The organism is Neobacillus rhizosphaerae (assembly GCF_050477885.1).
Classification (GTDB): domain Bacteria; phylum Bacillota; class Bacilli; order Bacillales; family Cytobacillaceae; genus Neobacillus; species Neobacillus rhizosphaerae_A.
The window spans coordinates 1-25,518 of sequence record NZ_JBCNAC010000150.1 but is presented as its reverse complement, the minus strand read 5'-3'; the positions used below and the strand labels follow the sequence as shown (position 1 = coordinate 25,518).

General features: G+C 39.0%; 22 protein-coding genes. 7 read left to right on the top strand and 15 right to left on the bottom strand.

All coding sequences use genetic code 11. The features are described from left to right. Positions 1-48 precede the first annotated feature (48 nt). Positions 49-1,764 carry an ABC transporter ATP-binding protein gene (locus ABES03_RS20620; protein WP_430120192.1) on the bottom strand — a complete coding sequence of 572 codons (1,716 nt, stop codon included), beginning with the start codon at positions 1,762-1,764 and terminating at the stop codon, positions 49-51. Positions 1,765-1,891: 127 nt separating this feature from the next. Further along, the gene (locus tag ABES03_RS20615) at positions 1,892-2,194 is read right to left on the bottom strand and encodes an iron-sulfur cluster assembly accessory protein (protein ID WP_430120190.1); all 303 of its coding nucleotides are present in this window, start codon (positions 2,192-2,194) and stop codon (positions 1,892-1,894) included. A gap of 354 nt (positions 2,195-2,548) precedes the next feature. On the opposite strand from ABES03_RS20615, the gene qoxA reads away from it, so the two are divergent. Genes qoxA through qoxD form a run of 4 tightly spaced genes read left to right on the top strand, consistent with a single transcriptional unit; the run spans position 2,549 to position 6,372 of the window. Further along, positions 2,549-3,517 (top strand): cytochrome aa3 quinol oxidase subunit II, encoded by a 969-nt coding sequence (gene qoxA, locus ABES03_RS20610; RefSeq protein WP_430120188.1) that lies wholly within the window; start codon positions 2,549-2,551, stop codon positions 3,515-3,517. Then, positions 3,507-5,483, top strand: coding sequence for a cytochrome aa3 quinol oxidase subunit I (qoxB, locus tag ABES03_RS20605; protein WP_430120186.1), 1,977 nt, complete (start codon positions 3,507-3,509; stop codon positions 5,481-5,483). The genes qoxA and qoxB overlap by 11 nt, the downstream gene beginning before the upstream one ends. Further along, the gene (qoxC, locus tag ABES03_RS20600) at positions 5,473-6,078 is read left to right on the top strand and encodes a cytochrome aa3 quinol oxidase subunit III (protein ID WP_430120184.1); all 606 of its coding nucleotides are present in this window, start codon (positions 5,473-5,475) and stop codon (positions 6,076-6,078) included. Before qoxB ends, qoxC begins: the two co-directional genes overlap by 11 nt. Then, positions 6,079-6,372, top strand: coding sequence for a cytochrome aa3 quinol oxidase subunit IV (gene qoxD, locus ABES03_RS20595; protein WP_430120182.1), 294 nt, complete (start codon positions 6,079-6,081; stop codon positions 6,370-6,372). A gap of 58 nt (positions 6,373-6,430) precedes the next feature. Here the strand turns inward: qoxD and pssA are convergent, their stop codons facing one another. From pssA to ABES03_RS20570, 5 genes are all read right to left on the bottom strand, one after another. After that, complete coding sequence (gene pssA, locus ABES03_RS20590; protein WP_309864030.1) at positions 6,431-7,132, bottom strand: CDP-diacylglycerol--serine O-phosphatidyltransferase; 702 nt, start codon at positions 7,130-7,132, stop codon at positions 6,431-6,433. 20 nt (positions 7,133-7,152) lie between these two features. Then, positions 7,153-7,824 carry a phosphatase PAP2 family protein gene (locus ABES03_RS20585; protein ID WP_430120180.1) on the bottom strand — a complete coding sequence of 224 codons (672 nt, stop codon included), beginning with the start codon at positions 7,822-7,824 and terminating at the stop codon, positions 7,153-7,155. 443 nt (positions 7,825-8,267) lie between these two features. Further along, positions 8,268-9,053: a TerC family protein gene (locus tag ABES03_RS20580; RefSeq protein ID WP_430120178.1), complete on the bottom strand. Its 786-nt coding sequence runs from the start codon at positions 9,051-9,053 to the stop codon at positions 8,268-8,270. A 278-nt stretch (positions 9,054-9,331) separates the two neighbouring features. After that, a complete protein-coding gene (locus tag ABES03_RS20575) occupies positions 9,332-9,976 on the bottom strand; it encodes a pyridoxamine 5'-phosphate oxidase family protein (RefSeq protein WP_430120176.1) in 645 nt (214 codons plus the stop codon). Between the two features lie 8 nt (positions 9,977-9,984). After that, positions 9,985-11,517 (bottom strand): carboxypeptidase M32, encoded by a 1,533-nt coding sequence (locus ABES03_RS20570; RefSeq protein ID WP_430120174.1) that lies wholly within the window; start codon positions 11,515-11,517, stop codon positions 9,985-9,987. 523 nt (positions 11,518-12,040) lie between these two features. Here ABES03_RS20570 and ABES03_RS20565 point away from each other — a divergent pair. Continuing rightward, a complete protein-coding gene (locus tag ABES03_RS20565; protein WP_430120172.1) occupies positions 12,041-14,110 on the top strand; it encodes a peptidoglycan D,D-transpeptidase FtsI family protein in 2,070 nt (689 codons plus the stop codon). A 32-nt stretch (positions 14,111-14,142) separates the two neighbouring features. Here ABES03_RS20565 and ABES03_RS20560 read toward each other — a convergent pair whose 3' ends face one another. From ABES03_RS20560 to ABES03_RS20540, 5 genes are read right to left on the bottom strand one after another with little or no spacing between them, the layout of a single operon-like run. Beyond that, positions 14,143-14,598: a (2Fe-2S)-binding protein gene (locus ABES03_RS20560; protein WP_430120170.1), complete on the bottom strand. Its 456-nt coding sequence runs from the start codon at positions 14,596-14,598 to the stop codon at positions 14,143-14,145. A 4-nt stretch (positions 14,599-14,602) separates the two neighbouring features. Beyond that, positions 14,603-15,463, bottom strand: a complete 861-nt coding sequence (locus tag ABES03_RS20555; protein ID WP_430120168.1) for an FAD binding domain-containing protein — start codon at positions 15,461-15,463, stop codon at positions 14,603-14,605. Further along, on the bottom strand, positions 15,464-17,797 hold the full coding sequence (locus tag ABES03_RS20550; RefSeq protein WP_430120196.1) for a xanthine dehydrogenase family protein molybdopterin-binding subunit: 2,334 nt from the start codon (positions 17,795-17,797) through the stop codon (positions 15,464-15,466). After that, positions 17,797-18,420 carry a nucleotidyltransferase family protein gene (locus ABES03_RS20545; protein WP_430120166.1) on the bottom strand — a complete coding sequence of 208 codons (624 nt, stop codon included), beginning with the start codon at positions 18,418-18,420 and terminating at the stop codon, positions 17,797-17,799. The genes ABES03_RS20550 and ABES03_RS20545 overlap by 1 nt, the downstream gene beginning before the upstream one ends. Then, the gene (locus ABES03_RS20540) at positions 18,402-19,412 is read right to left on the bottom strand and encodes an XdhC family protein (RefSeq protein ID WP_430120164.1); all 1,011 of its coding nucleotides are present in this window, start codon (positions 19,410-19,412) and stop codon (positions 18,402-18,404) included. The genes ABES03_RS20545 and ABES03_RS20540 overlap by 19 nt, the downstream gene beginning before the upstream one ends. A gap of 130 nt (positions 19,413-19,542) precedes the next feature. On the opposite strand from ABES03_RS20540, the gene ABES03_RS20535 reads away from it, so the two are divergent. Then, on the top strand, positions 19,543-21,084 hold the full coding sequence (locus ABES03_RS20535; protein WP_430120162.1) for a multicopper oxidase family protein: 1,542 nt from the start codon (positions 19,543-19,545) through the stop codon (positions 21,082-21,084). Here the strand turns inward: ABES03_RS20535 and ABES03_RS20530 are convergent. Both ABES03_RS20530 and ABES03_RS20525 read right to left on the bottom strand, forming a co-directional pair. Beyond that, on the bottom strand, positions 21,081-22,088 hold the full coding sequence (locus ABES03_RS20530; protein WP_430120160.1) for an FUSC family protein: 1,008 nt from the start codon (positions 22,086-22,088) through the stop codon (positions 21,081-21,083). The genes ABES03_RS20535 and ABES03_RS20530 overlap by 4 nt on opposite strands. A gap of 58 nt (positions 22,089-22,146) precedes the next feature. Continuing rightward, a complete protein-coding gene (locus ABES03_RS20525; RefSeq protein ID WP_430120158.1) occupies positions 22,147-22,677 on the bottom strand; it encodes an NUDIX hydrolase in 531 nt (176 codons plus the stop codon). Positions 22,678-22,783: 106 nt separating this feature from the next. Here ABES03_RS20525 and ABES03_RS20520 point away from each other — a divergent pair, with 106 nt between their 5' ends. Further along, positions 22,784-24,154, top strand: a complete 1,371-nt coding sequence (locus ABES03_RS20520; protein WP_430120194.1) for an MFS transporter — start codon at positions 22,784-22,786, stop codon at positions 24,152-24,154. A 56-nt stretch (positions 24,155-24,210) separates the two neighbouring features. Here the strand turns inward: ABES03_RS20520 and trhA are convergent, their stop codons facing one another. After that, a complete protein-coding gene (gene trhA / locus ABES03_RS20515; RefSeq protein WP_430120156.1) occupies positions 24,211-24,858 on the bottom strand; it encodes a PAQR family membrane homeostasis protein TrhA in 648 nt (215 codons plus the stop codon). Between the last annotated feature and the right edge of the window lie 660 nt (positions 24,859-25,518).

The following is a 25,518-nucleotide window of genomic DNA, read 5'->3' as shown; positions in this document are numbered from 1 at the left end:
AAACTACAAAAAGTACTCTTTCCTGTTCAGAAGAGTACTTTTTGTAGTTTATCTCTCAAATTGCACACGATGAAGGTTTGCAAAGATACCGTCTTCTTCAATTAACTCATCATGACGGCCTTCCTCTGCTATTCCTTCTTCTGTTACTACAATAATGCGATCGGCGTTGCGTATGGTCGCAAGTCTGTGGGCAATAATAAGGGTAGTTCTGTTTTGAGCGAGCTTCATCAATGCTTCTTGAATCACCATTTCCGTTGCTGTATCTAACGCAGAGGTGGCTTCATCCAAGATTAAAATCGGAGGATTCTTTAAAAACATTCGTGCAATGGCAATTCGCTGTTTTTGGCCACCGGAAAGTTTCAAACCTCTTTCACCAATTTGCGTCTCATATCCATCCGGTAAAGAAGCAATAAACTGTTCAAGATGTGCACGGCGTGCTGCATCAGCAATTTCTTCATCCGTAGCATGCTGCTTCCCATATGCAATATTTTCTCGCAGAGTTCCAGTAAATAAAAACACATCTTGCTGAACAATTCCTATTTGTGAGCGTAACGATTTTTTCGTCATATCACGAATATCTATGTCGTCAATGGTGATTTCGCCGCTATTTACATCGTAAAACCTGGGAATCAGAGTGCAAATTGTTGTTTTTCCTGCTCCTGATGGTCCAACAAAAGCCACCGTTTCTCCTGCCTGAATCTCCAAATGAATATTTTTAAGAACAGATTTATGCCGGTCATAACGGAAAGAAACATCTGTAAACACAATATTTCCTTTTAATGAATCAACTTCAACCGCATCTTTTGTATCCTTTACCTCCGGTTCGGAATCAATTAATTCAATAAAACGTTTAAATCCAGCCATTCCTTTTGGATAAAGCTCCATAATGGCGCTAATTTTATCAATCGGTTTAAATAGAACATTTACATATAGAACAAACCCAACCAGGGATCCATATGTCAATTGACCTGTATAGCTCAACCATGCCCCATAAACGAGAACGACAATGGTAATAAGACGTGTCATCATATATATACCGGATAGGCTAAATGACATAACTCGATATCCACCTAATTTTGCCGCACGATAGTTTTTATTATTCTTTTTAAATCTAGCAATCTCAAACTCTTCATTTGTAAACGATTGAACGACACGACTCCCTGATACACTGTCCTCTACTCGTGCATTCACATCCGCAATGCTTGAATACATTTGTCCCCATGCTTTATTCATTTTCAAATTACAAACAACAACTAGTATCATTAAAAATGGGAGCACTAAAATAGCAACTACTGCCAGTTTTACGTTGATTGTCAACATAATCCAGAACGCACCAATAAAGGTCATCATTGCAATAAATACATCTTCTGGTCCATGATGAGCGAGTTCACCAAGATCAAAGAGATCATTCGTTATTCTGCTCATAATATGCCCTGTTTTCGTATTATCAAAGAAACGGAACGATTGCTTTTGAACATGTTCAAACAATTCTTGCCTCATGTCTGTTTCTATATTAATTCCCAGCTTATGCCCCCAGTAATTCACAATAAATTGTAAGAAGGTGCTCAATATATATAGAAGGAAAAGACCGAAACTAACTGCCACAATCGTTTGCCAGTCCCCTCCAGGCAGTAATTTATCAATAAACCACTGCACAGCTAACGGAAAAGCCAATTCCAAAATGGCTACGACAACCGCACTACTAAAATCAAACATAAACAGTCTCTTATGCGGGCGATAATAAGAAAAAAAACGACGAATCATAGATAATCTCCTTTTTTCTAAGATAGCAATAATTGGATTATATGAGAAAAACATAAACAATTTCAAGTTTTTTGAAAATTACTCATAAAAAAAACGCTTGGATTACTCTCCAAACGTTTTTACATTTTTAATGATGATGGTGGACGCCCTTTGATGGATTGGTAATCAGCCATTCCTCATTTGGGACATGGAAGAATTGGATCCAAACATTATCTAAATATTCATTATTTTTTTCTACAATAAAATCAATATCCTTATCCGATTGAACCACTACATCATTTTCTGTTGGAGTATCGAGCATCAAGTCATAGTGGGCATGATCTCCATGAATACTTGTCACATAAACTCGAAAAATTTTTCCTTGTGCTTCCTCTTGATCCATCATTTTTTTCAATGCTTTTGCTGCATTGCGGTTAATTTTGACCTTCATTATTATGCTCTCCTCTTTCTATGTATTCCCTATTATTATCCCATGTTTGTAAAGAAATAGACAACTCTAAGTGCTTAAGAATGGCATTCGCAAGCCTTTTACCAAATAATCCCATGAATAGGATTTTATATCCTTAACAAATTTGTCACAACTTTTTTCAAAAACCTATGTTATCATCACACCTATGTTGTTAATATTGTGTTAAGGAAGAATGCATACGAATTATTATTATCTAATAATTAATTTAATTATGTTTCTACTGTTTTTAATGTAAGGAATGACTCTAGCAAAGTTTGTGAATGAATTCACGAGCGAATGTGAAAAACGAACAATTATTGGAGGGGAAAAATCTCAATGTTTAAAAAGAACTACTTCGTTCCACTATTAGCTTTACTGCCTGTATTGCTTTTAAGCGGCTGCGATACGAATATGCTTGTTTTTGAACCCAAAGGTCCTGCAGCAAGAGATATTCTAGACTTAATAAATTGGTCACTAATCTTCATGCTCCTTGTTGTTGTTGTCGTTTTTGGTTTATTTGGTTATATCATTTGGAAATACCGGGCAACACCTGAAAATAAAGATTACGAGCCGCCTGAAGAACATGGCAGCACAAAATTAGAATTTATTTGGACTATTATTCCTATCTTAATAGTTATTGCTCTAACCATTCCTACAGTAAAAACAATTTATAAGCTTGAAAAAGTTCCTGCAGGCTACGAGAGTAAAGAGCCGATTGTCATTCATGTTACATCTGCCGATTGGAAATGGATCTTCAGTTATCCTGATCAAGGAATCGAAACAGTTAATTACGTAAACATCCCTGCAGGTACACCTGTTGAATTTAAATTAACTTCAGCTGGGACCATGCAATCTTTCTGGGTGCCTGAATTAGGCGGTCAAAAATACACAATGAATAAGATGGAAACTCAATTGTACCTTACTGCTGATAAGCCAGGAGAATTTTTAGGTAGAAATACCAACTTTAACGGACAAGGATACGCTGGTATGGAGTTTACCGTTGAAGCAAAATCACCAAAAGACTTTGAAAAGTGGGTTAAAGAAGTTAAAGAAAAGGCTCCGAAATTAACAGAGAATAAATACTTTGAACTCCTGAAGCCAACACATTTAGGCCGGGAAACATATATCGGTACACATTTAGCATGGGTTGACCACGCTAAAATGAATTCTAAGACTTATACAAACCCTGAATTGTATGAAGTCCATGGTGTGAAAGGTAAGATTTTTAAAGAAAAAGAACCTAATAGTGAGTCAACGGAAGATATGAATGGAAATTCAAATGGAGGTGAACACGATGGGAATTAATTGGCATGACTTTTTTATCGTCGGAAACCCGTTAATACTAGGTTCACAGATTGCTATTGCACTGACAATGGTAGGTATTTTAGCTGGTGTTACCTATTTAAAAAAATGGAAATGGCTTTGGCGTGAATGGATCACTACGGTTGATCATAAACGAATCGGTATCATGTACATCCTTTCTGGTGTACTAATGTTTTTCCGTGGTGGTGTGGATGGACTATTAATGAAGGCCCAAACCTCACGACCTGAAATGCAATTTTTAGACGCACAGCATTATAACGAAATTTTCACCACTCATGGTGTCATTATGATTTTATTTGCGGCAATGCCACTTTTAATTGGCTTAATGAACGTTGTGATTCCGCTGCAGATTGGTGCACGGGACGTAGCATTTCCGCAATTAAATGCTCTTAGCTTCTGGTTATTCTTTAGTGGTGCGATGCTATTTAACATATCGTTTGTCATTGGTGGTTCACCAGATGCTGGATGGACAGCCTACTTCCCTCTAGCCGGGAAAGAGTTTACCCCAGGTATCGGTAACAACTATTATGCAGTTGCCTTGCAGATTGCCGGGATTGGAACATTGATGACAGGTATTAACTTTATCGTGACGATTTTAAAAATGAGAACAAAAGGTATGAAACTGATGAGAATGCCGATGTTCACTTGGACATCATTTGTTGCATCAATCATTATCGTAGCATCCTTCCCAATCTTTACTGTTGCGCTTGCTCTAATGACATTTGACCGTATTTTCGGTACCCATTTCTTCACTCTAAGCGGCGGTGGAATGGATATGATGTGGGCCAACTTGTTCTGGCTATGGGGTCATCCAGAGGTGTATATTGTTGTGCTTCCAGCCTTCGGAATGTTCTCAGAGGTCATCTCTACTTTCTCTCGAAAAATGTTATTTGGTTATAAATCAATGGTCTTTTCCGTTGTAGGTATTGCTTTCTTAAGTATGCTTGTATGGGTTCACCACTTCTTCACAATGGGTGCTGGACCAGCAGTTAACTCAGTCTTCTCGATTACGACTATGATGATTGCCATTCCAACTGGCGTTAAAATGTTTAACTGGTTATTCACGATGCGTAAAGGCCGTATCCAATTTACAACAGCGATGCTATGGGCACTGGCCTTCATTCCTTGTTTCGTAATTGGTGGAGTAACTGGAGTTATGCTTGCAATGGGTGCAGCCGATTATCAATATCACAATACGTTGTTCCTAGTAGCTCACTTCCATTATGTATTAATACCTGGTGTTGTATTTGCCGTATTTGCTGGTCTTTACTACTGGTGGCCAAAAATGTTTGGGCATATGTTAAATGAGAAACTTGGAAAGATTCATTTCTGGTTCTTCGTTATTGGATTTAACTTAACATTTATGCCAATGTTCTTCCTTGGTCTAAATGGAGCAGTTCGACGCTCATATACCTATTCTGTTGAATCAGGGTATGCTCCTTTATTCCTATTATCAGCGATCGGTGCAGTGATTTTAGCCATTGGCTTTGGTGCCCTTTGCTATAACATTTATTGGAGTGCTCGTTATGCAGACCGCAATATCTCTAACGATCCATGGGACGCAAGAACACTGGAATGGGCGACTGCCTCACCTGCTCCATTCTATAACTTTGCAAAGCTTCCAGTAGTTAAATCACTTGATGCCTTCTGGGATATGAAGAAAAACAATGAAGGCTTAACACTTAAGGATGATGAAATCAAAGAAATTCACATGCCAAGTAATTCAGGCCTGCCATTCTATATGGGCGTTGTTTTTGGTGTTACAGGTTTCTTCTTAGTTTTCGAATGGAAGATTGCTGCTCTTGTCGCAACAGTAGGGATTTTAGCAGGATTAATCATACGATCCTTTGATTATAATGATGGGTTCCATGTTCCAGTCGATGAAATTAAAGCAACTGAAAAAGCATGGCGGAACATCGAAAAAGGGGTGAACAACCATGTCAGCTAATGTGAATACAGCATTGCCTCTCGAATATCAAACAGAGCAAAACAGAATGAATATTCTTGGTTTTTGGATTTTCCTTGGAGCGGAAATTGTCCTCTTCGGAACACTCTTTGCGGTTTTTTCCGTATTAAATACAAGATATGCTGGAGGTCCAACTCCTAAGGACCTCTTTGAGATAAAAGATGTCATGGTTGAAACCATCCTTTTGTTAACTAGTAGTTTTACCATGGGACTAGCGATTTTTGAGATGCGCCGTCACAACCGTAATGGTCTACTTTTATGGTTCATCATTACCCTATTGCTCGGTGCTGGGTTTGTCTTTATGGAAATCACGGAATTTATTCATTATGTCCATGAGGGAGCAACCATGCAGACTAGTGCTTTCCTATCAAGCTTCTTTGTTTTGTTAGGTACTCACGGTCTACACGTATCCATGGGTATTGGATGGGCTACTATGGTTATCATTCAAATCTTCCAAAGAGGATTAACTCCAGTGACAGCTAGAAAAACATTTATTATTGGCTTATACTGGCACTTCTTGGATGTAGTATGGATCTTTATCTTTACATTTGTGTATTTAGCAAGGATGGTGGGTTAAATGGCTAAAAATACAAAAGGGTTTCCCGTTACGCATGTTTTAGGATTTATTATGTCACTTGTACTCACCTTCGCAGCACTTGGTGTAGCACTGAAGACATCATTACCATTTAAAACTATCCTTTGGATTATTGGCTCACTTGCTGTCATTCAAGCTGGTCTACAGCTGTTCATGTTTATGCATATGAACGAAGGAGAAGATGGTAAGTCCAATTTGGTTAACATCGGGTATGCCTTTTTCATTGCAGTCGTAACTGTTGGAGGTTCTATCTGGGTTATGTCATTCGGAATGTAAAATAAAAGGGTGTTAGGCACCCCATGTGAAATATTCACATGGTGCCTGACACCCTTTTTTATTTTGTATTATTTTTTCTTTTGGTACGTACCAATTGATACCCGATAAATGCAACATATAGTGGAATGGCCACATAGATAAAGTATGGGAAACGATGCTGTTCTTTTTTAAATACGAGGTAAATAGCATACCCAAGAAAAAGTGTAATGATAATTCCGTATTTAGGAAGCGGAATATCCTTTAGACTAGGAATTTTTATCGTACTCACCATTAAATAGCAGAGAACGAAAAAAGCAATCGGTAGAATAATTGCAGGCATTTTTCCATGAAATAAAGTTAAGAGTGTTAACAATCCTCCTGCTGCAGTAATGGGAACACCCGTAAAATACTTAAGCGAGGATTTTACTGCGTTAATATTAAAACGGGCAAGTCGATAGGCTCCGAACAATGGGAACAGGCCCGCAATGGCCATTCCAGCCACTCCAAAATTACTGAAATACGAATAATAGGCCATCATGGCAGGTGCTACCCCAAAGGTTACAATATCCGCCAAAGAGTCGAGCTCTTTTCCTAAATCACTTTCTACACGTAGCATCCGTGCAATTCGTCCATCCATACTATCGAGCATCATGCCAATCAAAATTAATATGGCTGCATTTTTGTAATCCCCTTGTGCTGAATACATCACCGATAAAAAGCCAAAAAATAAATTTGCAAGGGTAAATAGATTAGGAATACTGTTTCTAATAATATGTATCACTCCAAAAAAAATTAATATAATTACGCCACTTCTTTTTCTCGCTTATGTTTCTTATTATACTTCTTTTCCATATAAAATTGAAAAAACAAAATCGCCGTTGTTAACCAAAAACCGCTTGCAAAGTACCCGCCAATAACATCACTTGGATAATGGACTCCCAAATAGATGCGGCTAATCCCAATGGATAAAATCATCACCACACTCCCAAAAATCAACAGCATTCTCCCCCATTTACTGGATATATGGCGCCAAAGCAGAAAGGATATGATTCCATATACTGTAAAAGCATTCATCGCATGTCCACTAGGAAAGCTGTATCCCCCAACTTCTATTAAACGATGTAATTCTGGTCGGGTTCTGTGGAAAAATTGTTTCAAGAGCTCATTAAGTACCGCAGAACCCGTGATAGCTGCGACAAATAAGATTAGTTCTAAACGATGATGCAATACTTTGTACAGGAAAAATAAAAGCACTAAGCTAAGTCCAGTGACAACAGGAGCAGATCCAATTGTGGTAAAAAACTTCATTGTGTGTGTTAGTCCTATTGACTCCAAACCTTGTATATATTGGATAACATCAAGATCAAATTGGTTAATTTTTCGGTCACTAATTAACAATGATATCAAACTAAAGCCAAATATGGAAATGACGCTTATGAAAAATGCGATGACAAGTCTTATTTTTAAACTCATTATGATAATCCTTTCAATTTTTATTCCATAGTAAACTATGTATAGCATGACACGAAGTAGAAAATGACGGAGAACATGGGTAGAGGTAGTTTACGGGACCTAAACTCTTCTTCAGCAGACAATACGGGCTCATAGAACCCAGCTACGTGACCTAAACTCTTCTCCTTCAGGCAATTCGGGCTCTTAGAAACCCTCTACGGGACAAAAACTCTTCTCCATCAAACATTTCGGGCTCGTAGAAACCCTCTACGGGACAAAAACTCTTCTCCATCAAACATTTCGGGCTCGTAGAAACCCTCTACGGGACAAAAAGGGTCATCCTGAAATGAGATTAGGCATATAGATTTTTTACCTTAGGGACCTTCCATTAATATTTTTTCCATCAAGATTAGTATGTCAAATAATCATAGTAAAATGAAAACTCGCCAATTGGCGAGTCTCCATTATAACATCTTAGCGTTATGCACGGTCTCTTCAACTTTATCTTTAGAAAACAGAAAACCTGCCACAGCAATACCAACTAATACAACATAAAACGTTACTTTCCATTCCGTCGAATGAGCAAATTCCTCATTTAATATAGCTAACGACGGGTGCGAAAGTGTGTAGACAGCTAGTTTTACCCCTACCCACCCTACAATCGTAAAGGCCGCGATTTCTAACCCAGGCTTTTTCTCTAAAAGCTTCACAAAGAGATTGGCTGCAAAACGCATAATGATAAGGCCAATAATTCCACCTGCAAAAATAACTAAGAACTTACCACCATCTAATCCGCCAATAGTAGGAAGAGGGGTATCTGGGAGAACAACAGCCATTGCTACCGCTGCAAGGATGGAGTCCACAGCAAAAGCGATATCAGCTATTTCCACCTTCAACACCGTACTCCAAAAACCACCCGCTTTTTTAGTCTCATTCTTCTCCTTCGTTTCTTCTGCTTTTCCCTTAATGATCTTTCGGAAAACATGATTACCTGCCATAAATAATAAATAAATGGCGCCAATTGCTTGAACCTGCCACACATCGACCAAAAAGGAAATGACAAATAATGATGCAAAGCGGAATATAAATGCTCCAGCTAAACCATAAAATAAAGCCTTTTTCCGTTCTTCTTCAGGAAGATGCTTAACCATAATTGCCAGTACTAACGCATTGTCTGCTGCTAAAAGGCCTTCAAGCGCAATGAGAATAAGCAATACCCAACCATACTCGAGTAATAGAGATACATCCATAAAAATTCCTCCCCTAAAGGTATATTTTTTCTAAAATACTCCCTAGCGCCAAATAAAAAGGCCTTTACTGATTACCAGTAAAGGCCTGAAAATACAGAAAAAGACCTTTACAGTAAAGTAAAGGTCTTGCTAACAACGTCCATGTTGCCAATAAAGCCGGAGAAACAGGTTTCTCGAAATGACGACTTTATTGTAGCAGCTACTCCCCTTTAAAAGGAAATATTTTATTAATAATAATATATTAAACTTTTAATAAAATGTCAATGCCACTTCAAAGGTTAATACAGTCTTTGCTCATACCCCTCATGAAGGCTTGCTTCCACTTCATCCACGGTTATATCCTTAATATTGGTGTGATCGGCTAAAATTTTTGCAGCTCTTGGTAAAGATTTCTTATCCAGCCAACTCTCAGGCTTCCAAAGGCCAGAACGTATGAGGGCTTTCGCACAGTGAATAAAGCATTCCTCTACCTCTACCCCAATACCTACTAAAGGCACCTTCCCGTTAACCGCCATCTTCTCTAATAAATCCTCATCTGTTACTAAACATGCTTTCCCATTTACACGAAGAGTTTCACCAAGACCTGGGATCAAAAATTGCATTCCGATAAAAGGATTTTCAAGAATATTATTCATTGAATCAACTCGTTTGTTTCCCGGTCTTTCAGGTATGATAAGCTGCTTATCATTTAAAACCAATACAAAACCTGGCTGGTCTCCTCGCGGTGAAACATCACAATGTCCACTTTTATTAGCAGTGGACATAACCAAAAATGGCGACATGCTAATAAAATTTTTGCAATGAGTATCTAAATGATTAATCACCTTTTTTTGTGCTCTTTCACTAGGAGTCCCCATCAAATTTCGAAGTTCGTCTTTTGTTGTGATTTTCTTTTTAAAGCTTAAAGTTTCCTGCATCCACATTTCATCCTCTATAATTCGTATACTTCTGTATATTTCTTCTCTAAATACTCCACAAGATAATCTGCGTTTAATTCTTCACCTGTTACTCTTACAATTAACTCATTTGGTGTATAAAGTTTACCGTACTGATGAATCTTTTCCTTTAACCATTCCTGAATTAAATCAAACCGTCCGTTTACAATATGGTTATTGAACTCAGGTAGTTCGTTTTGAATGGTACGAAGGATTTGGGCAGCATAGAGATTACCTAATGAATAGGACGGGAAGTAACCAATTCCACCAAAGGACCAATGGACATCCTGAAGAACACCCTCTGTATCCGTATTAGGTGTAACACCCAGGTAATCCTGCATTTTTTGGTTCCAAATGGCCGGAAGATCTTTTACTTCAATCTCACCGCCAATTAAGGCTTTTTCGATTTCATAACGAAGCATGATGTGAAGATTATAGGTTAATTCATCTGCTTCAACACGGATAAATGATGGCTGCACTGTATTAACTGCACGATAGAAATCTTCAACCGAAACATTTTCCAATTGGTTTGGAAAATACTCCTGAAGCTTTGGATAGAAATACTTCCAGAATTCCTTACTGCGTCCAACCATATTTTCTAGGAATCGTGATTGTGATTCATGAATACCAAAGGATGCGCCGCTTTGGAGGACCGACTCCTCGAAAGCTGGATTAACATGTTGTTCATAAATTCCATGACCCGCCTCGTGAATCGTCCCAAATAAAGCTGAACGGACGTTCTTTTCTAAATAGCGGGTGGTTAAACGTACATCCCCCGTATTAACTGTTTGTGCAAATGGATGAACAGTTTCATCCAGTCTTCCTGCGTTCATATCAAAACCAATAATCGGTAAAATAAACCTATTAAATTCTTTTTGTTTTTCAATTTCGAATGATTGATCGAAAATTTCCACTTTGGTTGGTTTTCCATTTTTATTAATGCGTTCTAATAGCTTTACACTAGATTCTCTTAGCTTAGCAAATAATGGATCCAGTTTTTTCACAGTTAATCCTGGCTCAAACTCATCCAACAATGCATCGTATGGGTGCTCCTCATAGCCATAAATTTCAGCAAACTTTCGCTTATATTCTACTATTTTCTGTAAGGAAGGAAGGTAACGGGCAAAATCATTGTTTTCCCTTGCTTCTTCCCAGGCATCATTCGCTTGGGCTGTAAGTATGCTATATTCCTGAAATAGGTCAGCCGGTATACTTTTGGATTTTTGATAATACTCTTTGTATTCTCGTACTTTCGCTTTTGTCAATTCGTCTAATCCCTCAGTGTTTTCATTAGACGATAATGTATCTAACAGGTCACCCATTTCCTTTGAGACCGAAAGCTTAAACACTTCCGTTCTAAGTGTTCCTGCTGCTTTAGCAAACACACTTCTCCCTTTTTTCGGAGCCATCACCTTTTGATCCCAATCTGCCAATCCTATAATACTTGAAAAATGAGTAATCTTTTCATCTAACGCTTTGAACTGCTCCAACGCTTTTTCTACTGTTGGATCCATTACTTTTTGTTCCATTATGTAGACCTCCTCATCGCTCTTTTCTATGTCTATTCAGTGGGCTGTTGATGCAATAGCATCAACTTTTATTATAAATTAAAAATTCAAATTAGGGAAAAAATTAAAAAACAGTTTCATTGACAATTAATTTAAGTTACTCGACCAAATCAGGCATATTTTTTACCTATTAAAGGGAAAAATATGATTCTTACAGATGTGCTAATTAAGGGTATTTTTTTATTTTAGGCTTTGTTAAAGTTGTCTGTTGATTTCCGTTCCAGGCGGCTTCGCTTTCCGCGGGGCGTTCCGGGAGCCTCCTCGTCGTTCCTCCTGCGGGGTCTCCTGAGACCGCTACTCCCGCAGGAGTCTTCGCGCTTCCACTCCAATCAACAGAGTATAAATATCAACAATGTTCTTTAACACAGACTCATAATATTTTCTATTTTTAGCACTTATTTTCCATTTCCTGTTGTTCGTTCTGAATGGATAAGGCATAATAAATACTGACCACAAGCTAGAGTGTAAAAGGATGTGTTACATTTTGGAGAAACCCAAAAAGAAAAAGTCCCATTTCCCTTTTCGATTAAATATCCTTTTTTTTAGTGTCTTTTTATTATTTTCAATACTAATATTACGCCTAGGCTTTGTTCAAATTGTTTATGGTGAAAACTTTAAACGAGACTTAGAAAGAAAAGAAGATATTACAGTTAGTAATCCTGTCCCTAGAGGGAAAATGTTTGATAGAGATTTTAAAGTGGTTGTTGATAATATCCCTAAAAGTGCCATTACCTTCACAAATGAGGGGTTTACCCAGAAGGAAATGCTTGAAACTGCCGAAAAACTAGCACAGTTGATTGACAAGAATACCAATAAAGTCACTCTAAGGGAAAAGAAAGATTTCTGGATAATGAAACACCCGAGGCTTGCGGATAAGAAAATTACACAAGAAGACAAAGCCTTATTAGAAGCAAAAAAAATAACAGATAAAGAACTATATAAGTTAAAAGTAGATCGAGTGACCGATGCTGATTTACAGACTTTAACAGCAAATGATCTCGAGGTAATGGCCATTTACCGAGAATTCATTAGCGGGTACAAATTCACACCACAAATTGTAAAAAATGAAAACGTGACCGATAGGGAATTTGCAGTTGTAAGTGAAAATCTCCAATCTCTTCCTGGGGTAGAAACAACAACAGATTGGGACCGGGCTTACGCATTTAAAGATACATTGAGATCAGTATTAGGAAAAGTAACTAAATCTGATGAAGGTTTGCCTGCAGAACAATTAGATTATTTTTTGGCGAGAGGATACAGTCGTAACGACCGCGTAGGAAAGAGCCAACTCGAAATGCAATATGAAGATGTTCTACACGGTTTTAAATCCAAAGTAAAAAATATTACCGATAAGACGGGAAGCGTCATTGAGACACAACCTGTGACTGATGGAAAAAAAGGAAAAGATCTTGTCCTTACAATAGATATGGACTTGCAAATGGCAGTAGATAAAATAATTGAAGATGAACTTTGGGCAGCAAAGAAATCACCAGGAACTACGCTAACAGATCGGGCTTACGTAGTTTTAATGGACCCGAATACTGGTGAAGTATTAGCGATGTCTGGTAAAAAGATTGTAAAAGATCCAGACACCGGAAAAGTTGAAATGATGGATGATGCATTAGGTACTTTCACTACTACATACAATGTCGGTTCCGCTGTTAAAGGGGCAACCATTCTAACTGGATTTAAAACTGGAGCGATTTCTCCTGGAACGGTATTTGATGATACGGGTTTAAAAATTAAAGACACCCCTATAAAGAAGTCATATGCGTATTTGGGAAGATTAAATGAAATCGACGCCTTGAAAAAATCATCTAACGTTTATATGTTCCATACAGCGATCCGGATCGGAAAGGGACATTATGAATATGAAAAACCCTTAAATTTTAATAATCCGAAAGCATTTGAAACAATTAGAAATTCTTTCGCCTCTTTTGGTTTGGGCACAAGAACAGGCTTAGATTTACCGAATGAGCAGACAGGATTTAAAGGGCAGAGTAAACTACCTGGTTATTTACTTGACCTTGTTATTGGTCAATATGATACCTACTCAGCGATGCAACTTGCTCAATACGTTTCAACGATCGCCAATGGAGGTAACCGTATGCAGCCACATGTAGTGAAACAAATTAGACATTCGGCAGAGGATGACGAAGAACTCGGACCTGTCTCACAGGAAATTACACCAACTGTTCTCAATACCATAGATGTCAAGAAACAATGGATGAATCGAGTACAAACAGGATTTAAGAAAGTGATGCAGGAGCCTGGTGGAACAGCGTATAAGTTTTTCAGCGATGTCAAGTACTCTCCAGCAGGGAAAACAGGAACGGCGGAAGCCTTCTATGACGGACCATTAAGGAGTCAATTTGGAAAAGAGCCGCCCCCAGTCATGAATCTAAGCCTTGTAAGTTATGCCCCAAGCACTAATCCTGAAGTCGCGATGGCCGTGATTGTTCCTTGGGCCTATCAAGGCAAGGTTGATAACAGAGCCAATTTAAAAATTGGCCGCAAGGTTCTAGATACGTATTTTCAACTGAAGAATAAATAGTCGTTCAATCATAGGGTGCCCAATATGGCACCTTATTTTTTGGATAGTACTGATTTTACCGCCTTCTCAATTTCTAAATAGCTCGTACAGCGGCAAATATTCGACTCCAGCCACTCTTTAATAGTTGAGTCATTAGCATTCGGATGATTTTCAATTAATGAATGACAGTTCATGATGAATCCCGGAGTGCAGTATCCGCATTGAAAAGCAAAATTGTCTATAAAAGCTTGTTGAATGGGTGTCTCCTGAAGCCCTTCTATAGTTGTCACCTTTTTCCCAACAGCCTCCACAGCTAGCATTAAACAGGATTTCATTGGCCAACCGTCAATGTTAACCGTACAGGCCCCACAGTCTCCATTTAAACAGCCAGGCTTAGCTCCAGTAAGCCCCAATTTGCCCCTTAATGTATATAAAAGAGTATCAGCATAGCGCACTGTGGTTACTCGACTTTCACCATTAACACGTAAGGTTATTGTGTTTGATTTCAAGCTGTCATCTCCCCCTATTACCGCTTTCAACCATTCCCTTATCTAATGCATCCAGCACATCCATCATTAAATGGCGTAACACAAATAACCGATAATCTGCAGAACCCTCGATATCGTCCAAGATTGGATTTGGCAGCACAGATAGCGCTCGATCCACTCTGTCCTCTACTGATTGGAGCCTATTATTCAGAGTTTCCTCCATTTCCAATGACCGAAAAGGAAACGGACATAACCCACTTACTGCTACCCGTATCTTTTCAGATATTTTTAAAGCTGCCACTGTAATTAACGGATAGCCAGTCTCCCATTGCTGGCGGCGTTTCACACTAAAAAAAGGTGCGTTCACAAAACGGTTTTCTGTTACTAATTGAACTAATAATTCACCATTTTTTAATTTTAACTTACCTTGAAACACATCATTTATTGCCACTACTTTTTTTCCTTCAGGGCCTGCAATGAATAATTGACTGTCTGCAAGTAAGAATGGAAGAACCGCTTCTCTATAAAAGATTCTTGCACAAATATTACCGCCTAACGTAATCTTTCCCCTCGCCGTATGGTCTGCTACCTCACTAGCTGTTTTAGTTAGCAGTGGAAAAAGATTAGCTTCTTCTATTTTTTTTAAAGATAGCGTGCTTCCAAGCAATAAATGATCTCCACTTACCTGCATTACATTACATTCGGCAATACCCTTTATATCAATAACAGCTTCTGTATACGCCATATCAATACGACCGAGGGTAATCAACTCTGTTCCCCCAGAGAAAAACATTGGCTTTTTACCCTGTTGATCTAAGTATTGGTGTAAATGGACGGCTTCTTCTAATGTTTCTGGTTGATAAAATTCGAAATCAAAAGAAAGCATTTACTTGGACGCCCCCTTTGCTCTCCAGATTAATTCTGGTAGTAACGGTAGATGATGTAGGGATACACCAGCTGCTGTAGATAATGCATTCCCCAGCGCTCCCGGCATCCCCATAAGTCCATGTTCTCCAACACCCCTTGCTCCGTATGGCCCGTCTAGCTGAGGAGTTTCAACAAATCCCACCAAATACTCTGGATTTTCACCATACCTTAATGGTCGATACGTCCTTAGCTGTGGATTCAATACTCTGCCTAGGTCATCAAAGTAAAAGGTTTCTCTCCCCGCAAAGGCGAGACCCATACTCATCGCTCCCATGACCTGCCCGAGAGCTGCTTTTTCATTTAACACTTTACCAATATCAACAACAGTCGCAGCTTTAATTAATCGATACGTAAAATCACGCTTGTCAAACTCAACCTCCACACCATACGCTGCAACTGTCCACTCCGGACCCGGTTTTCCTGCACCTGTTTCACGATCTAGATGTGTAAGATGTCGTAAAATATAATTCCCCTTGCCGATAATTTGTCCGCCAATAGAGTTTCCATTGGGGTATTCATAGCCATATCCTATATCCTTAAAATCAAGACCAATAGCTGGATCGTCACGCAAATAAACTCGACTGTTCCCTACTTCTAAGTCTTCCTTAGGCGCCCTTAGAACGGTAGCAGCGATGTCTTTTAACTGTCTAATAACATCATCTGCTGCTTCTAAAAGGGCTCTACCAGCCATGAACGTTCCTCTGCTTGCGACCGTCTTCCAGTGTTCAGGAGTCGTCTGGGTATCCACTTCCATTCGAACATGGACCTTGTTCACATCCATTTTCAGCCGCTCAGCAAGAATTTGAGCGAGGACGGTTTTTGTTCCTGTACCAATTTCAATTACACCGGACATTAAATTGATACTACCATCCGGATTAAACGTTAGAATAACTCCTGAAGGTGCATTTGGATCAATTGTTGAGGTTTTCCAACTGCAACTGACACCCTTGACGCGAATTAATCTATCATTCACCTCTTTAATTGGCCCCTCATCCCAATTAATTAACTCTCTTACTCTATCAATACATTTTGGCAGATTTCCTACATTACTCTTATTCAATCTGACTCTTGTTGGTGTGGTATGCCCAGGAAGAATTGCATTCATCCTTCTTAAGTCAAGGGGATTAATATTTAATTTTTGAGCCAGCAAATCCATTGTTCTTTCAATGGCAAAAGAAAGCTCAGAATGACTAAAGCCTCTAAATGGTGCTGCATAGGGATGATTGGTATACATGCAATAGGAATCGCACCAGACATTCTCAATATGATACGGTCCCGTACAATCGGCTGCTCCAGCCCTCGTTAAATCGGTTGCCTTATCGGAATACGCTCCTCCGTCCCATAAATATTGAATTTCAGCAGCCTTGATTTTCCCTGTTCGATCGGCCCCTAATTTAACCGTTGCATCTAAACCGATATGGCACGGAGAGGTGATTAAATCTTCTTCTCTTGTATTAAGTATTTTCACGGCTTTCCCGCCTACTGCCTTTGATGCCAAGTAGGCCAGCACCTCAAGCTGGACGGAAGCCTTCCCACCATATGCTCCTCCCACAAGCGGCGTGTGAACAATTATCTTTCCAATATCTTCACCGAAATAGTGGGAAATAAGCCTTTTTACCATAAACGGTGCCTGAGAAGAGGTAGTGATGAGTATATTTCCATCTGGGAGAATCTCTGCCGTTGCACACCTAGTCTCTATGGCAGCGTGGTCAGAAGGAGAGAAGGAGAAACTCGCTTCCATCACCACTTCACTTTCATTCCAGCCCCTTTCCATATTGCCTTTCCGAATTTTAATATGTGTAGCAATATTGGTGTCAGGCACCGGGTAGACATCTTTCTCTTTTTTATATTCCCCCAAACGTTCATGTACCAATGGGGCGTCCTTTTGGAATGCTTGTGTTGGTGAATTGACAACAGGCAGTAATTCATATTGGACGTTAATTAAGTCTGCGGCCTTCTTGGCTTGTGCAGGTGTTTCAGCCACTATGAGTGCAACCGGTTCACCGTGATATCGCACCTTGTCAACAGCAATTGGCGGCCTGTCACGAATGGCTTCTCCTGTTAGCGGGAACTGTTGCCCGGCAAGAATAGCTAAGACACCAGGTACTGCCCCTGCATCGGTTGTATCTATATTTACAATTTTTGCATGACCATATGGACTAATGACCATTTTTGCAGAAAGCATTGGAAATGTTCGATAGTCATGAGTATATTTTGCCCGACCCGTTACCTTATCCCGCGCTTCTTTGCGAATCACACTCTTCCCAAGAATATCCAACGTCACCCCTCCCATCACCTTAGGTTTTTCCACATTTTCTTGACAAACTGATAATCATCCATGGTATCGACATCAAAAAAGCACTCATTACTTTCGAGTATTATTTGTTTTCCGCTTTCACTCTCCGTTCCTCGAATGATTCCCCGTGCTCCTTGATCACCTTCTAATTTTTCGATAAGCGAAAAAAAGCGCTTTGTAATTAAAATTGGTGGTTTCGAAACCCCAGTGTGAGAGTACGAAATATAGGAATAGTCCGGGAACAACGAGTATTTCTCTACTAACCGATTAATCATCCCATAAGTGATATTAGGTTGGTCTGCTAAAAGCACCACCACCCCGGAAGCATCCAACTTTGAGGCTGCACTCACTCCTGCTTTCAGCGAAGCACTTAATCCTTGGTCTGCATAATCACTTTCTACTAACCTCCAACCCTTCCTTTCGGAAAAAGGAGCTAACCAACGTAGCGAATCTTCCTTTCGAGTGACAGCGATGACAACATCGAGCTTGGAATCCAAAGCAGCCTGAAACGCCATGCTCCCTACAAACTTATCTCCAAGTGGTAAATTCAGTTTAGAACAGCCCATTCTCCTGCTCCTACCGGCTGCAAGATAAATGCCTACTAGTCGGGTATCGTCCATAGCAGCTCCACCCGTTCATATCTTGGCTTTCTCCAAACCTCAATCATTTCTGCAATAATACTTACGGCTATTTCTTCAGGCCCTACTGCTTGAATGGGTGCACCAATTGGCGAATATATCCATGTTGGAATATCTTCACCCTTTAGCAACCGCTTTGTTCTTGCTCTTGGTCCTAAGACTCCTAAGTATCTAACATTTTCATGTAGTAAATGGAGGAGAAATTCCTGATCCCTCTGAAAATGATGAGACATAATAACCACAAAATCATAAGAAGTAAAAGATAACTGATCTACTAATTTTTTAGGAAAATCAACTAAAACATGTTCCGCAGAAGGAAAGTTATTCTTCTGGCAGAGCTCGCTCCGCCAGTCACAAACAAACACGGAGAAACCAGTTTCCGCTGCCAGTGTGACAAGCGGGATGGCATCAGGTCCTGCACCAAACACAATTAAACGGGGCTTAGGCTGATACGTATGCTGAAAAATAGATTTCTCTGCCATAACGCCACTTTTTGAGGTAAACTCAAGTACCGGTATTTTCCCGGTCCAGTTCCCGAAAGACGCACCCTCCTCCTCAATAAACACATACTCTCCAAGTTCATCTAATCGTTTTAAGGCAATCACTGGCTTATGACTGTTCAATAGACTTTTTACAAGCATAAGATCCTCTATTAATTGTGAAGTCACAGGCTCAAGTAGGATATCTATCGTCCCATTACAGCCTGATCCCTGACCCCATCCAAAATCGTTTTCTTCACTTAAATCATACTGAAGGATTACCGCCTCCTGTTCTCTCATTACTTTCTTTGCTCGTATGGCTAAATCCGTTTCCAAACAGCCTGCACTCAACATCCCAATATAAGAGCCGTCTTCAAAAAAAATCATTGTTGCCCCTTCTTTTTTATAAGCTGAACCTTTCACACTAATTATTGTAGCTAATGCTTTTTTTCCCTTCTTTTCCATCACTTCGAATATTGGATAAATATCATCCATGGAAGCCCCCCACTTCACCACTAAATTTCTACCTTATTTATATTAATCAGGAAGCTATTCCTAGAATGATTAATTTTTCCTTTAATCCCAACATAATCATTATTAATCACTAGCTGAAAGGAGCATTTCAATGAAACTAACAAAATTCAAAGATCCTTTACCCATCCCGCCAGTATTAAAACCTAAATGGAAAACAGCAAAATATACGTATTATGAAGTGAGTATGATTGAAGCAATGCAGTCACTACATAGTGATTTACCTAAAACAAAGGTGTGGGGTTATGAAGGGATCTTTCCAGGACCAACTTTTGAAGTTGAAGCGGGTGAAAAGGTGTATGTAAAATGGCAGAATAAACTTCCCGATCATCACCTTTTTCCCATTGATCATACAGTTCATGGGGCAGAGAGTGTGAAACCTGATGTTCGGACAGTTGTCCACCTTCATGGAGGCAGAACAGAACCTGCCAGTGATGGCTTTCCGGATGCTTGGTTTACCAAAGATTTTCGTATGAAGGGTCCATTTTTTGAGAAAGGGATTTCTGAATATGGAAACCACCAAAGTTCAAGGGCCCTCTGGTATCATGATCATGCCATAGGATTAACGCGCCTGAATATCTATGCGGGGCTTGCTGGGTATTATATTATCCGAGACAAGCATGAACGTTCATTAAATCTACCATTAGGTAAATTTGAAATCCCATTACTTCTTCAAGACCGTTCTTTTAACGAGGATGGCTCATTATCCTACCCCTTTCAGCCGGATAACAATCCTTCAGGTATAAAGCCATCAATTATTCCATCTTTCTTTGGAGATACAATCGTTGTTAATGGAACTGCGTGGCCTTATTTAGAAGTAGAGCCGAGAAAATATCGGTTCCGCCTGTTAAACGCAGCCAATGCCCGTTTTTTCGAACTAAGCCTTGACTCCAATCAACTGTTTTATCAAATTGGAACAGATAGCGGATTCCTTGAACAACCACTGGGGGTAAATACCTTACTGATTGCTCCAGCCGAACGCATGGATATTATTCTCGACTTTAGTAATATGGGGGGCCAATCGATTCTTTTGAAAAATAATGCTCCAACACACTTTCCTTCAGGGGACCCAGTAGACCCGAATACAACAGGAATTGTTATGCAGTTTCGGGTTACTAAACCTCTTTCGAGTATTGATACTAGTGTAATCCCTGCCTATATTGGTTCCATTTCTAGACTCCAGGAATCTATGGCAAAAAGAACTAGATGGTTAGAGTTGAGTGAAGAAAAAGACTCATACGGCAGATCTCTTTTTCTCCTAGATAAGAAAAAATGGGACTTTCCGATAACTGAAAATCCACAGGTTGGGTCTGTTGAATTATGGAATTTTGTTAATACCACTGGGGATGACCATCCGATTCATATCCATTTAGTTCAATTTCAAATTCTTGACCGACAGCCTTTTGACGTGAAACATTTTAAACGAACTCAACAAATTAAATTCACAGGTGCTCCGATGCTTCCTGATTTAGGAGAACGCAGCTGGAAGGACACCGTAAAATGTCCACCTGGGCATATCACTCGAATAATTATCCCGTTTTCCCCCTACACTGGTCGGTATGTTTGGCATTGTCACATGCTTGAGCATGAAGATTACGAAATGATGCGGCCGTACTTCATTCTCCCGTCAAATTAATTCTTACTTTCTAACAAAACCTTAGTTTGAGTTAATAGTGACAAGGTCTCGGTGTATAACGTTATGTGATACCGGTGTGGTTCAAGATCTGGAGAAATTTTGACCTTAATTGCCTCTCCCGAAAGCTTTAAGCTATCGTTGACAAAAAAGATTGGTTTTAACGCAAGTAGTTGTTCCGCCCAAACCAGTTGATGAGTGGGAGTAATCGTTCCAGCTTCAGCCCACTCCAGGAATAATCGAATAACACTAGAGCTATATGTATATCCGTGCGTTAGTAAGGTCATTTTCTCTTTATATCCTTGAAGTTCCTTTTTCGTCTTATTTGCAAAAGGATTGTATTTAAGACTTTCCTCAGCATCTTGTACTACATTTTTCATTTGATGTAACTCCTGAAGTAATTGTTTTACTTCTAGTTGCAGCGCATAACCTTCCTTTTGCTCTAATCCTTGCTCGATCCATTTTGCAACTCTGTTCATTTTCATTGACAGATGATTTGAAAAATGATGGATTCCTTTAATAGCCTGCTTAGTATAATTAGGAGGTTTTACAAGCATATGGACCAAAACGGCAACAATTGCCCCTATCAGCGTGTCTCGAAATCGGTCAATCGGATAGTCATGTGATTTATGTTCCATCACGAAGACTAGTAGCACTGTTAAGGCAAGTTGGTGAATCACTGTTTCATCGCTCTTCATCCATTTGACAATAAAGCAGCCTATTAATATTAATAATCCTAATGTCCATCCATTAACTTGTAAATAAGGTGATAAGAGGACGGTTATACCTATTCCAATAATGGTTCCAACCATTCGGTGATATGAAAATTGAATGGATTGATTTACTGTAGATTGCATACAAAGAATGACCGAAATAGGTGCTAAATAGGGGTGAATCGAGCCTAAAAGTTTGGCAATCTCCCATGAGAGTGCAGATGCTAGAGCCATTTTCCATATCAAAAAGGTTTTATTTTCTAATTGCTTCATTACTTGTTTATTATTTTTCATCCGGAACAATCTCCCACATTACCTAAAGTGAATAATCGGAGATAGTCTTCCCTTTTTACTAGCTTTTACTATTAATTGATGACTGGACAGTAATATATCCTTTTAAAATGGACTGCAATAATGCATAACATAACTCTGAATCGTTCATCTTATTTTCTTTCACTTTATTAAGACACTCATTTATTTTTACTTTTATCACCTTAATATTCTCGTGTTCTTCAAGCTGTTGGTGGTACTTTGGTCCGATTTCCTCTTTAAAAAAAGCATGGGTGATTTCATTTGTTCTCCAGGATGCAGGCTGTAAAAATCCAAGATAATGGACTGTACCACATTGATAACCAGTTTCTTCAAAAAATTCACGTCTTGCTGCCTGCTCCAGCTCCTCTCCCTCTTTCACACCACCACCCGGCAATTGCTGTACAGTCGTTCCTACCGGTTTTCTATATTGCTCAATTAATAGGAATGAATCTCCTTCCTTTGCTAGAATAACAACCCCATCATTTTCTTCTAGATCAAAATAAGGCCTGTGAAATCCATCCTCTTTTAGTTTCATGCCAGCTAACTCTAGTAGCGTTTTATCTTTTTCCATAGTTACCTCCTTTTTTTCTTCATTATTTTCATATTTTATCACTATTTTAACTTTATTTTGGTATATTAAGGAAGGGCATAACTTGAAATCAGTGAAGGATGAAGTCATGAAGAAAAATCGTACTCTTTTTTTATCAGCTGTAGCATCTGGAACGATGTTAAATCCCCTTAACTCTTCCATGATTGCTTTAGCCTTACATAGTATTCAAAAGGATTTCCAGCTTTCCTTTGCTACCGTATCCTGGCTAATTTCTAGCTTCTACTTAGCAAGTGCTGTTGCTCAACCTGTTACAGGAAAAATTGGGGATTTATTCGGAAGGAAAAAGACCTTTTTAATCGGATTAGTGCTGGTTGCACTCTCTGCCATTGGAGCACCTTTGTCATCTTCCTTTCTCTTATTGCTCAGTATGAGACTTGTTCAATCCATTGGCAGTAGTGCCATCTATCCTTCCGGTATGGCATTAATTAGAGATAATATAAAAGAAAAACAAGCATCCGCGCTTGCTGTTCTTTCTATTTTTGCTTCAGCGATGGTAGCGCTTGGTCCAACAATTGGAGGATTCTTAATTGTTTGGGGAGGCTGGCCGGCCATTTTTTGGGTAAACTTCCCGTTTATTATCATTAGTTTTCTACTCGGCTGGTACATGTTTCCTAAGGATGTAAAAAAGGATAAGGCACATTTAAAAAAGTTATTTTCTCATATGGATTTTATGGGGATGATTTTCTTTGCAGCAGGTATGGTGTTCTTTTTATGGTTTTTGTTATCTTTTGAAACCAAGATTCATTATTTTTCAGGAATTGCAGGTATCCTTTTCTTTTGTCTTTTTTTCTGGAGAGAATTAAATGTAAAGGAACCATTTATCGACATTCGAATTTTCAAATCACACCCTAAGCTTTCTATGGTGTATATTCAGTTCATTCTATTAAATATCTTTTTTTATTGTTTATTCTTTGGACTTCCTAGCTACTTTCAAGAAGTGCTAGGATTAAGTGTCGAAAAGAGTGGATTGTTAATGCTGTTTATGTCAGGCATCAGCATTGTGATCTCATCAGTAACCGGGAAATGGATTGACAGAAAAGGAGTATACCAGCCAATTGTTATCGGATCTTTTCTATCGATTGTTGGAGGATTAAGCTTTACCATGTTTTTTGTTGGGTCTTCTTATTGGGGGATTGGAATCATTTTATCGATTATGGGCTTAAGCTATGGTATTGGAAATGTGGTTTTACAAGTGGCAATGGTAAAGGAGAGTCCTAAAGAAATTGTCGGTACCACATCAGGACTTTTTCAAACCTGCAGGTACTTAGGCTCCATTTTATCCTCCATCATACTAGGATTAATTTTTGGGGAGGAAATATCAGCTGAAAGCATGAAAATAATTGGAACCGTATTAATTATTACGGGGATCGGCAGTTTTTTAATGAGCTTATGGTTTTCAAAGGAAACCATGCATTTTAAAAAAATGAAACATGTGTAATAGGCTATTTCAATTACATTCTAAAACAAAAACAGCACCCTCTTGGATGCTGTTTTTCATTTTATTGGCAAAACATAGAATAACACACAGAAAAAGTGGGCTGTACTTCCAGCCATTACAAACAAATGCCAAACGGCATGATGATATTTAAATCCCCGCCAAACGTAAAAAATGGCTCCTAGCGTATACAGTGCGCCGCCTATTATTAAGTACGTCATGCCCTCTGGCGACAAATTAGCAGCAAGTGATTTCCATGCAAAAATAATTAACCAACCCATAACCACATAAAGCAAGGTCGATGTAAACAGATACTTTTTAACAAAAAAACATTTAAAAATAGTTCCGGCAATGGCAAGTCCCCACACTACCCCAAATAGTGCCCACCCCATTGCGCCTTTGATTACAATTAGTAAAAAAGGGGTATAGGTTCCGGCGATAAAAAAGTAAATAGAGGAATGGTCAAATATTTCAAAAATATCCTTGGCTTTTCCCTCTGGTAAGCTATGTAGCAGGGTTGAAGACATATATAGGAGGAACATCGTTACTCCAAAAATCGTAAAACTGACAATATGCCAGGCAGTTCCGTAAAGTGACGCATAAATAATTAAAATGACTAAGGCGGAAATGCTTAGTAATACCCCAATGCCATGTGTAATTGAGTTAGCTATTTCCTCCTGTTTGGAAAATGTATGTGTTGTTGCCACGATTTATCTCTCCTTTCAAATCATCCCAAGAGGTAAATGGGATATTCAAGAAAATAACACGTTAGAAGATTAGAATCAATGGACACTTGTCATATAAATTAGAATCCTTCCCTTCTAATTTTTTTCATTTCTTGTCGCCATTAATTTTTTAATATGATCTTTAGGGTCCCAACAGTTAAATTTAAAATGGGTTTGGGTGTGGTAACCTAAACGGATGCACAAATTGGATATACTACTGCCCTTCTTTTCTATTTTTAAGTGCTTACAGGTGGCACAACAATGATAATCCTTCATCCTTTTCACCTTTCTTAAACTATTAAACTTTTCTTCATATTTTGTTCATATTTATTTATTAAGATAGTAATAGGTTCACGGAAGAACCTTTAACCTCCGCCCCCCTTAATATATAGATGGAAATGCCCGGCATTTGTGCCGGGTAATTTTTTTTATTTTTGGCTTTGTTAAACTTGCCTGTTGATTTCCGCTCCAGGCACTTCGCTTTCCGTGGGCGTTTCGGCGAGCCTCCTCGGCGCTCACGCCTGCGGGGTCTCCCCTGAACCGTACTCCCACAGGAGTCTTCGCGCCTTCCGCTCCAATCAACAGGGCAAAAAACTATCATTTTAATCAAAGCCTAATTTTCCACTTTTTTTATACCTACCG

Bases quoted from the DNA above. Each gene is read 5' to 3' on its own strand.
- ABES03_RS20620 (WP_430120192.1), bottom strand. From the start codon at position 1,764: ATGATTCGTCGTTTTTTTTCTTATTATCGCCCGCATAAGAGACTGTTT.
- ABES03_RS20615 (WP_430120190.1), bottom strand. From the start codon at position 2,194: ATGAAGGTCAAAATTAACCGCAATGCAGCAAAAGCATTGAAAAAAATG.
- qoxA (WP_430120188.1), top strand. From the start codon at position 2,549: ATGTTTAAAAAGAACTACTTCGTTCCACTATTAGCTTTACTGCCTGTA.
- qoxB (WP_430120186.1), top strand. From the start codon at position 3,507: ATGGGAATTAATTGGCATGACTTTTTTATCGTCGGAAACCCGTTAATA.
- qoxC (WP_430120184.1), top strand. From the start codon at position 5,473: ATGTCAGCTAATGTGAATACAGCATTGCCTCTCGAATATCAAACAGAG.
- qoxD (WP_430120182.1), top strand. From the start codon at position 6,079: ATGGCTAAAAATACAAAAGGGTTTCCCGTTACGCATGTTTTAGGATTT.
- ABES03_RS20585 (WP_430120180.1), bottom strand. From the start codon at position 7,824: ATGAGTTTAAAAATAAGACTTGTCATCGCATTTTTCATAAGCGTCATT.
- ABES03_RS20580 (WP_430120178.1), bottom strand. From the start codon at position 9,053: ATGGATGTATCTCTATTACTCGAGTATGGTTGGGTATTGCTTATTCTC.
- ABES03_RS20575 (WP_430120176.1), bottom strand. From the start codon at position 9,976: ATGTGGATGCAGGAAACTTTAAGCTTTAAAAAGAAAATCACAACAAAA.
- ABES03_RS20570 (WP_430120174.1), bottom strand. From the start codon at position 11,517: ATGGAACAAAAAGTAATGGATCCAACAGTAGAAAAAGCGTTGGAGCAG.
- ABES03_RS20555 (WP_430120168.1), bottom strand. From the start codon at position 15,463: ATGCTTTCTTTTGATTTCGAATTTTATCAACCAGAAACATTAGAAGAA.
- ABES03_RS20550 (WP_430120196.1), bottom strand. From the start codon at position 17,797: ATGGGAGGGGTGACGTTGGATATTCTTGGGAAGAGTGTGATTCGCAAA.
- ABES03_RS20545 (WP_430120166.1), bottom strand. From the start codon at position 18,420: ATGGACGATACCCGACTAGTAGGCATTTATCTTGCAGCCGGTAGGAGC.
- ABES03_RS20540 (WP_430120164.1), bottom strand. From the start codon at position 19,412: ATGGATGATATTTATCCAATATTCGAAGTGATGGAAAAGAAGGGAAAA.
- ABES03_RS20535 (WP_430120162.1), top strand. From the start codon at position 19,543: ATGAAACTAACAAAATTCAAAGATCCTTTACCCATCCCGCCAGTATTA.
- ABES03_RS20530 (WP_430120160.1), bottom strand. From the start codon at position 22,088: ATGAAAAATAATAAACAAGTAATGAAGCAATTAGAAAATAAAACCTTT.
- ABES03_RS20525 (WP_430120158.1), bottom strand. From the start codon at position 22,677: ATGGAAAAAGATAAAACGCTACTAGAGTTAGCTGGCATGAAACTAAAA.
- ABES03_RS20520 (WP_430120194.1), top strand. From the start codon at position 22,784: ATGAAGAAAAATCGTACTCTTTTTTTATCAGCTGTAGCATCTGGAACG.